We start from the raw sequence: 8911 nt of genomic DNA, 5'->3' as shown, positions 1-8911 counted from the left end.
GGTAATACGATTGATTAATGGATTTGATCGTGAGTTAATATCTAGAACACTTGATGAGTACCTAAGAAGCAAAAGTCAAATGTACTACAATGTTGTGCATTGGCTGGATTTCGGGGCAACTGTCCCGCGGAGGTTAGCCAAGCCGGCATGTAGGAGAATTTTGAGCCAGTTAGCGTAGCAGGAATGTGCACATGTAGCCGCCTATGAGCTAAACGGCCTGGCAAATCTGATAGGTGCTTGTGGCGTGATTGGCTTGCGTTGACCGTTTGTTTTTGGCGAACATCCTGGCCTATCAGGTCGGCTGGAACAGCGTTCGCCGTTGCCCGCTCGGCTCCTGCTGGACCGTGTGGCGGGGGTTGTACATGTTGGGGGTTCGCCAGCTTCGATGGTGCACATCGTGAGCTGGAAGATCAGCATGGTGGGGGTACCAGGATGGTTCGCGACTGCGTGATCTTCACGGCGCTCGCCATGGCGACGGCGCGGCCGGCTGGCGACTAACTGTGCTGCCCTCCCATAAGGGAGGGTAGCGACTGAGGGTCAGTCTACCGTTCCCTCCAGCGTATCCAACTCCATCTCCCGCAGCCGCTTCACCTCGTCCCTCAACCTTGCCGCCTTCTCGAACTCCAGGTTCGTCGCGGCCTCGCGCATCTCGCGCTCCAGGTCCTTGATGACGGCCGCCAGGTTGGCGCCGACCTGGACCTTTTCCTTGCCGTCCTTGCCTTTGCCGATCGAGACGGTGACGTGGTCCTGTTCGTAGATGGAATCTACGATTTCCTTGATGTTGGACTTCACCGACTGGGGCGTGATGCCGTTTTCGACGTTGTAGGCGGTCTGCTTCTCGCGGCGGCGGGACGTCTCGGCCATGGCGCGTTCCATGGAGCCGGTGATGTTGTCGGCGTAGAGGATGACCTTGCCGTCGACGTTGCGGGCGGCGCGGCCGATGGTCTGGATGAGACTCGTCTCCGACCTCAGGAAGCCTTCCTTGTCGGCATCCAGAATGGCCACTAGGGCGCATTCGGGGATGTCGAGGCCTTCGCGCAGCAGGTTGATGCCCACCAGCACGTCGAAGGCGCCGAGGCGGAGATCGCGGATGATCTCGATGCGCTCGATGGTGTCGATGTCGGAGTGCATGTAGCGGACGCGGATGCCCTGCTCGTGCATGTACTCGGTGAGGTCTTCGGCCATGCGCTTGGTGAGCACGGTGACGAGGGTGCGGTAGCCGGCCTTGCTGACCTGGCGGATCTCGTCGACGACGTCGTCGACCTGGGTCTTGGCCGGGCGGATTTCTACAGGGGGGTCGATGAGGCCGGTGGGGCGGATGACCTGCTCGGCGAAGACGCCGCCGGCCTGCTCCATTTCCCATGAGCCGGGGGTGGCCGAGACGTAGACGGTCTGCGGGCGCATGGCGTTCCACTCCTCGAAGCGGAGCGGGCGGTTGTCCATGGCGGAGGGCAGGCGGAAGCCGTATTCGGCGAGGGTCGCCTTGCGGCGCAGGTCGCCGCGATACATGGCGCCGAGCTGGCCGACGGTGACGTGGGACTCGTCGATGAAGACCAGCGCGTTATCGGGGAGATATTCGAACAGGGTCGGGGGCGGCTCGCCGGGCTTGCGGCCGGAGAAGTAGCGCGAATAGTTCTCGATGCCGGCGCAGGAGCCGGTGGCTTCCATCATCTCGAGATCGAACAGGGTGCGCTGCTCTAGCCGCTGGGCTTCGAGGAAGCGGCCGGCGCCGTTGAGCTCCTGGAGGCGCGCGGCGAGCTCCTGGCGGATCAGCTTGATGGCGCCCGAGAGGGTGGCGCGGGGCGTGACGTAGTGGGAATTGGCGAAGACGCGGACCGAGAGCATGTCGGTGTGCTTCTTGCCGGTGAGCGGGTCGAACTCGGCGATCGACTCGATCTCGTTGCCGAAGAGCGTGATGCGCCAGGCGGCGTCCTCGTAGTGGGCGGGGAACAGCTCGATGGTATCGCCGCGGACGCGGAAGGTGCCGCGCACGAAGCCGGTGTCGCCGCGCTTGTACTGCAGCTGGGTGAGGGAGCGGAGGAGTTCCTGGTGGTCGACCTTCTGGCCCTTCCTGAGGTCGAAAGTCATGGCGGTGTAGTCTTCGACCGAGCCGATACCGTAGATGCAGGAGACCGAGGCGACGATAATGACGTCGTCGCGCTCGAGCAGGGCGCGCGTGGCCGAGTGGCGCATGCGGTCGATCTGCTCGTTGATGGTCGATTCCTTCTCGATATAGGTGTCGGTGCGCGGGACGTAGGCCTCGGGCTGGTAGTAGTCGTAGTAGGAGACGAAGTACTCGACGGCGTTGTCGGGGAAGAACGACTTCATCTCGCCGTAGAGCTGGGCGGCGAGCGTCTTGTTGGGGGCGAGGATGAGGGCGGGGCGGCCGGTGCGGGCGATGACCTGCGCGGCGGTGAAGGTCTTGCCCGAGCCGGTGACGCCGAGCAGGACCTGATCGGTCTCGCCGTTGTCGACGCCCTCGACGAGATCGGCGATGGCGGTGGGCTGGTCGCCGCGCGGCTCGTAGGGGGTGACGAGCTTGAACGGGATACCGCCTTCGGATTTCTGGCGCGGGGCCGGGCGGTGGGGGCGCCACTCGGTGTTGCCCTCGACCTCCTTGCGGCCGTGGAGGATGATGTCCTCGAGGGCTTTCACGGTGGCGGAGATGCCGACCGTCTGGGCGCCGGCGAGGGACTGGCCGGGCATGTTCCTGGCCTTGACCTTCTTCTTGCTGGCGTCGAGGGCGTCGCGCAGCTGGGCCAGGACTTCGGGGTCCTTGGCGGCTTCGCGGCTGATGTCGCGGGCGGTCATACGGCCGGACGGCAGGTGGCCAAAGCCGGCCTGGCCGGACTCGCCCATGCCGCCGAAATCCGGGCGCTCGACGGAGTTGGCCTTGGACTTGGGGGCCTTGAGCTGCATGCCGGTGGCGGCGGAGCGGGCGGTCTTCTTCGGCTTCTCCAGGGGCTGCGGGACGAGCGGCTGGATGCCGGTGCCGTTGGCCTCGGCGGCGCGGCGGGCGGCGTTGTCGAGCTGGCGCTTGTTCTTGAGCCGCTCCTGCGGCAGCCGCTTGTTGAGCTGCTCGGCCTCGGCCTTCTCGATCTCGCCGATGAAGTCGTCGATGGAGAACGAGGCGGTCTGTTTGACCTCACGCCGGTCGGGCTGGGTTTCGGATTTCTTCTGCGAGGGCATGGCGGTCTCGTACGGCGGGGGTCGGCAGCGGACACTATAGATAGGTACGCTGTCGGAATCTGTCAGTAGCGGAGCGGAAAGCTACGCTAGCACCGGGCGAACGGAAAGGGAACGGCTTCCCCTCACGCGAGGTCGGCGGCGAGGAGGTCGAAGACCACCCGGACGCGGCGGCTGGTGTTCACCTCGCGGTGGGCGACCAGCCAGATCGGGAACATGAAGGGGTTGAAATCGGGCAGCACGCGGCGGACGAGGGGCTCGCGGTCGCCGATATTACCGTCCTGGATGCCGATGCCGATGCCGTGCTTCACCAGCTCCCACATGACGAGGTAGTTCTCGGCGAGGATGGGGAAGTTGCGCTCGGTGAGGCTGAGGCCCAGCGCGTTGAGGCCCTTGAGGAAGACGCCGGAGCCGTCGATGCTGATGAAGTCGGCCTGGCGCAGGTCGTAGGGCAACTGCGGGTTGCCGATGCGGTCGAGATAGGCGGGCGTGGCGTAGAGGCGGGCGGGGACGTCGCGGATCTTTTTCGCGATCAGGTCCGGCTCGGTGGGGGCGAAGTTGCGGATGGCGATGTCCGCTTCGTGACGCAACAGGTCGCTGGGCTTGGCGGAGGCGACGATCTCGAGGTGGATGCCGGGCTCGGCGAGGCGGAGCTTGGCGATGATCGGCGGCAGGAGCATGGCGGCGTGGGTCTCGCTCGCGGCGATGCGGACGGTGCCCTCGATCGATTGGGACTGGCCGGTAGCGGATAGCGATACGCGGGTGGCGGCCTGGCCCATGGCGCGGACGTGCTCGAGCAGTTCGAGCCCGCTCGGCGTCAGGACGAAGCCGCGCCCGACGCGTTCGAACAGGATGACGCCGAGCTCCGCCTCGAGCGCATCGACCTGCCGGCCGAGCGTGGGCTGCGCCATGCCGAGGGCGCGCGCGGCGGCGGAGAGCGATCCCTCTTCCGCGGTGACGAGGAAGGCTCGCGCCCGGTTCCAGTCGAATTTCACTGACCGCCAATCCATGCATAAGCGCATATCAAACGGACCGGATTGGTCAATTTATCTATGGGCCGGGTGGGCGTAGAACCTGGCCATGCGCTGAAGAGCGAACGACCTGCCGGGAGCCGGCAGAATATCCACACCAAACGGGGGCCTCGGGCTCCGGTCGAAATCAACCCGGTCCCCCGCGAATGGTCGCGGCGGGACATGGCCGGGCTTTGCCCGCCATCACACGCAGGAGAAGAGCGATGAAAGCCATTGTCTATCACCGGTACGGCAGCCCCGACGTTGTCAGCCTCGCCGAGGTGCCGAAGCCTGTCCCGAAGGACAACGAGGTGCTGATCAGGATTTACGCCAGCACCGTCACCACCGGCGACTGGCGGGCGCGGAGCCTCGACCTGCCCGCGGGGTTCGGTTTCATGGGCCGCCTGGTATTCGGCGTCTTCGGACCCCGGCAGCCGATCCTCGGGACGGAGCTCGCAGGAGAGATCGAGGCGGTCGGCAGGGCGGTGACGCGCTTCAAGACGGGCGACCAGGTGTTCGCGTTCCCTGGCGGGAAATATGGCGGCCATGCGGAATATCGGACGATGCCGGAAGACGGGATGATTGCGTTGAAGCCGGCGAACCTCAGCTTCGAAGAGGCGGCGGCGCTGTCGTTCGGCGGCACCACGGCGCTGGCCTTCCTGCGCGACCTCGCCGGCATCAAGGCGGGCGACAAGGTTCTGGTCGTGGGTGCGTCGGGGGGAGTGGGGACGGCCGCGGTGCAGATCGCCAGGTCCTTCGGGGCCATCGTCACCGGGGTCACGAGCACCAGCAATCTCGAACTGGTGCGCTCTATCGGGGCCGACAACGTCATCGACTATACGAAGGAGGACTTCAGCCAGTCGGGCGACAGCTGGGACATCATCCTCGATACGACCGGCACGGCCCCCTTTGCCCGCAGCGAGCGGGTCTTGAAGCCGGGCGGCCGGCTGCTGGTGGTGCTGGGATCACTGGCGCAGGCGATGGGCATCGGCCGGCCAGCGAAGGCGAGCGGCAAGACGGTCATTGCGGCCGTGCCGAAGATTACGGTGGAGCATATGCAGTTCCTTGCGAAGCTGGCCGAGGCCGGCAGGTTCAAGCCGGTCATCGACCGGGGGTACCCGCTGGAGAATGCGGCGGAGGCGCATGCCTATGTCGATACCGGACGAAAGAGAGGAAACGTGGTGCTGACCGTCCGGCAGGTTGCCGCCAAGGTCGAGGGACGGCCGCGGGCGATGGCCCGCAACTGAGGCGACGAGGGAGGTCTTCGGCGGGGAGGCGGCAGGCACCCGGCCCCGTCTCCACGGCCGTTTCCGGGTGCGGGCAGGACCTGAAATGCAACGGCGCGCTGATGAATCTCAGCAAGCCTTAACTTTTTGGGTTCAGCAATAGTGGGCGCCTGCGAAGGATGACGGCTGCCTGGGGGTAGGGGAATGACACTAACCAAGGTCCAGAAGGAACTGGTCAGCATTGCTGCGGCTGTTGTTGCCCTGAGCATCACGGCGACGGCGCTCGCCACTGAAGTGGCCATCGTCGTGCAACGGGACCGGCAGTTCCAGAGCAAGATAGTCAATATCTCGGTGGGCGATACTGTCCGGTTCACCAACGAAGACCCGTTCGTACACCAGCTCTACGCACGATCCTCCAGTTTCAGTTTCAGCTCGGAGGCGCAGCCCCGGGGAAAGGTGCTCTCGGTCCCGTTCCCGGTGGCGGGCACGTTCGAAATACGCTGCGAGATCCATCCCAAGATGCTGGTGACCGTCAACGTGAGGTAGCCACGCCTCGATGAAGGACGCGCGATGTCCATTCGCTTCAAGATCCTGTTCGGCTGCCTGAGCCTGACGCTCATCACCGTGGTGATGGGCGCTTTCACGCAGCGCTCGCAACAGGAACTCGGGACGATCGCGACGCGGCTCTACGACGAAGCGTTCATGGCCGTCAGCTACCTGCGCGAAGCGCAGAACGGACTGATGAAGCTGAGCGTGGCGTTCGACCGGCTCGAGATGTCGGCAGGCGCCGCCGCCAATCCCGCCCATGACAGCGAAAAGGCGGCGCTGCTGGCCGAGGCCATTCCGGACATCCTGAGCAGCCTGCAAGTCGCGCAAGAGCGCGCCATGTCGCTCGAGGGCGAGGAGGCGACTGCCACGCTTCGCCGCGAGATCGAACAGTTGGGCACCGGACCCGACGGCACCTCGTTCCGACCACTGGTCACCGAACTTGGAAACATCCAGCAGGCCTTCGATACGGTTGTCGAGATCTATGCCGGGGACGGCTACACCTACCGCCAGAGCGTGGGACGGAACATCGACGAGTCGAACCAGCACACCTGGCTGGTCATGTCGCTGTCGGTGATCATCGCCTTCGTCATCACGTTCCTGTTGACCCGCTCGATCGTGCCGGCGCTGCGCGAGGTGGTGCGGATCGCCAAGGCGATCGCGGCGGGACAGCTCGACAACGCCATCGTCAGCCGCGACAGCAGCGAAACCGGCCAGATGCTGCAGGCGCTGGCGGCGATGCAGCGCAGCATCCGGTCCAGCCTGCAGCGGATCAACGCCCTGATGGCCGAACAGGCGTCCAGCCACGCCGGCGAAATGGCCATCCAGCACGGCCGGTTCGAGGCTGCGCTCGACAACATGACGCAAGGCCTGTGCCTGTTCGATTCCGCCGGGCGCCTGACGATCTTCAACCGCCGCTTCAGCGAAATGTTCGGCGAACCCGAACTGGGCGCGGACGTCCACACGGTTCTCTCCCGCGAGGGACTGGAAACGCCGCTCGACCTCGGCGCCACCCCCTCGTTCCTGCGCGACCTGCCGGATGGCCGGATCATTGCCGTGGCGCACCAGCGGGTCGAAGGCGGCGGGTGGGTGGCGACCTATGAGGATGTCACCGAGCGGCGGCGGGTCGAGGCGCGCTTCGCCCACATGGCGCGCCACGACGCGCTGACGGGATTGCCGAACCGGGTGCTGTTCCGCGAGCACATCGAAGACGCGCTGTCGCGGGGGCGCGGCAAGGCGTTCTCCGTGCTCAGCCTCGATCTCGATGGCTTCAAGGCCGTCAACGACAACCTGGGTCACCCCACCGGCGATGCGCTGCTGCAGGCGGTCGCGAGGCGGCTCGAGGAATGCGTGCCGGATGCCGAAATCGTGGCGCGGCTGGGCGGCGACGAGTTTGTGGTGATCCAGCAGGACTCGGTACAGGCGGACATAGAGACGCTGGCGCAGCGGCTGGTGGAGGCGCTGCACGCTCCGTTCGAGATCGACACCCACCAGGTGGTCATCGGCGTCAGCATCGGCATTGCCTCGACCGCCGATCTTGCCGACCCGACGGCGGCCGGCACCTCCGATACCTTGCTCAAGAATGCCGATCTTGCCCTCTATCGCGCCAAGGAGGACGGACGGGGGACCTATCGCTTCTTCGAGGCGGAGATGGATGCGCGCCTGCAGGCACGGCGCAGCATGGAAATGGACCTTCAGACGGCGCTCGATCGAAAGCAGTTCGAGATCCTCTACCAGCCGCTGGTCGACACCAAGCGGGGACGCGTCGCCGGTTTCGAGGCACTGCTGCGCTGGCACCACCCCGAGCGCGGTACGGTTTCCCCGGCCGAATTCATCCCGGTGGCCGAGGAAATGGGGCTGATCAAGGCGATCGGCGCCTGGGTGCTGGAGCAGGCGTGCATGGAGGCTGCGGGCTGGCCGGACGACGTGAAGGTCGCGGTCAATCTGTCGCCGGTGCAGTTCGGCGCCGGCAACTTGGTCGAGATCGTCTCGCACGCGCTTCGGGTCTCGGGTCTCGAAGCCAATCGGCTCGAGCTGGAGATCACCGAGTCGCTGCTGCTGCAGGACAGCGGCGGCGTGCTCGAGACACTGCACCGGCTGCGGATCCTCGGCGCGCGGATAGCGATGGATGATTTCGGAACGGGTTATTCCTCGCTGAGCTACCTGCAGCGCTTCCCGTTCGACAAGATCAAGATCGACCAGACCTTCATCCGGCAGCTCTCCGACAAGGCCGACAGCACCGCGATCGTTCGCGCCGTCATCGGGCTGGGCAAATCGCTCGGCATGGCGATCCTCGCCGAAGGTGTGGAGACCCGGGAGCAGCTGGCGATCCTCCAGGCGGAGGGGTGCTGGGACGTCCAGGGCTACCTGTTCAGCCGCCCGGCACCGGCCGGCAAGGCGGCGGAACTGATGCGGTCGATCGAGGCCGGCCTGACGTCCGGGGCCGGCGGGACCGACAGGGCTCGTCCGGCCGCGTAGGTCCGGGGGTGGTCGGGTGGTCGGGCGTGACGCCGGCGCGCCCCGTCCAAACCAAGGGATGAGCGCTCCACACAAGGATATCGCTTCCGGCGCCGTGCGTAGGGATGGAGCGGTGGAGCACCGTCAACTACTTCTAAAAGCTGAGAGAACCATCGGCTTTTGAAGTGGAGCGCGAGTGATGCTTGACAATTCCCTGATGCGCACGGCGCCCTGGGGCGCATTGCTGTTGCGCGTGACGCTGGCGATCTACTGGGCCGTGCACTGGTGGTACAAGGTGGGCTTTCGCGGGGTGGGCGTCACGGAGAGCTTTTTTGCCCACCTCGGATTGCCGGACTGGCTGATGTGGTTCGACCTCTCGATCGAGGTATTGATCTTCCTGTCGCTGCTGTTCGGCAGTTTCGTCCGTATCGGCGCCTTGGTGGGTATTCCGATCTTGCTGGCCTCGATCTGGATTTACAGTGGAAA

General features: G+C 65.3%; 6 protein-coding genes. 4 read left to right on the top strand and 2 right to left on the bottom strand.

Annotated elements, in window-relative coordinates:
- Window positions 1-537: 537 nt before the first annotated feature.
- Together uvrB and JWQ89_RS01200 are read right to left on the bottom strand one after the other, a co-directional pair.
- Window positions 538-2859 (bottom strand): excinuclease ABC subunit UvrB, encoded by a 2322-nt coding sequence (gene uvrB, locus JWQ89_RS01205; protein WP_299637704.1) that lies wholly within the window; start codon window positions 2857-2859, stop codon window positions 538-540.
- Between the two features lie 452 nt (window positions 2860-3311).
- Entirely contained in the window at window positions 3312-4181 is an 870-nt protein-coding gene (locus JWQ89_RS01200) for a LysR family transcriptional regulator (protein ID WP_299637702.1), read from the bottom strand.
- A gap of 239 nt (window positions 4182-4420) precedes the next feature.
- On the opposite strand from JWQ89_RS01200, the gene JWQ89_RS01195 reads away from it, so the two are divergent.
- The 4 genes from JWQ89_RS01195 to JWQ89_RS01180 form a co-directional block, all read left to right on the top strand.
- Entirely contained in the window at window positions 4421-5443 is a 1023-nt protein-coding gene (locus JWQ89_RS01195; RefSeq protein ID WP_299637700.1) for an NAD(P)-dependent alcohol dehydrogenase, read from the top strand.
- Between the two features lie 183 nt (window positions 5444-5626).
- Complete coding sequence (locus JWQ89_RS01190; protein WP_299637699.1) at window positions 5627-5968, top strand: hypothetical protein; 342 nt, start codon at window positions 5627-5629, stop codon at window positions 5966-5968.
- A gap of 24 nt (window positions 5969-5992) precedes the next feature.
- Entirely contained in the window at window positions 5993-8446 is a 2454-nt protein-coding gene (locus tag JWQ89_RS01185) for an EAL domain-containing protein (RefSeq protein WP_299637698.1), read from the top strand.
- 178 nt (window positions 8447-8624) lie between these two features.
- On the top strand, window positions 8625-8911 hold a 287-nt coding region (locus JWQ89_RS01180; protein ID WP_299637696.1), incomplete at its 3' end, for a DoxX family protein.

The organism is Devosia sp., assembly GCF_028290645.1.
Classification (GTDB): Bacteria; Pseudomonadota; Alphaproteobacteria; order Rhizobiales; family Devosiaceae; genus Devosia_A.
This window is presented reverse-complemented; position numbering and strand designations above follow the sequence as displayed.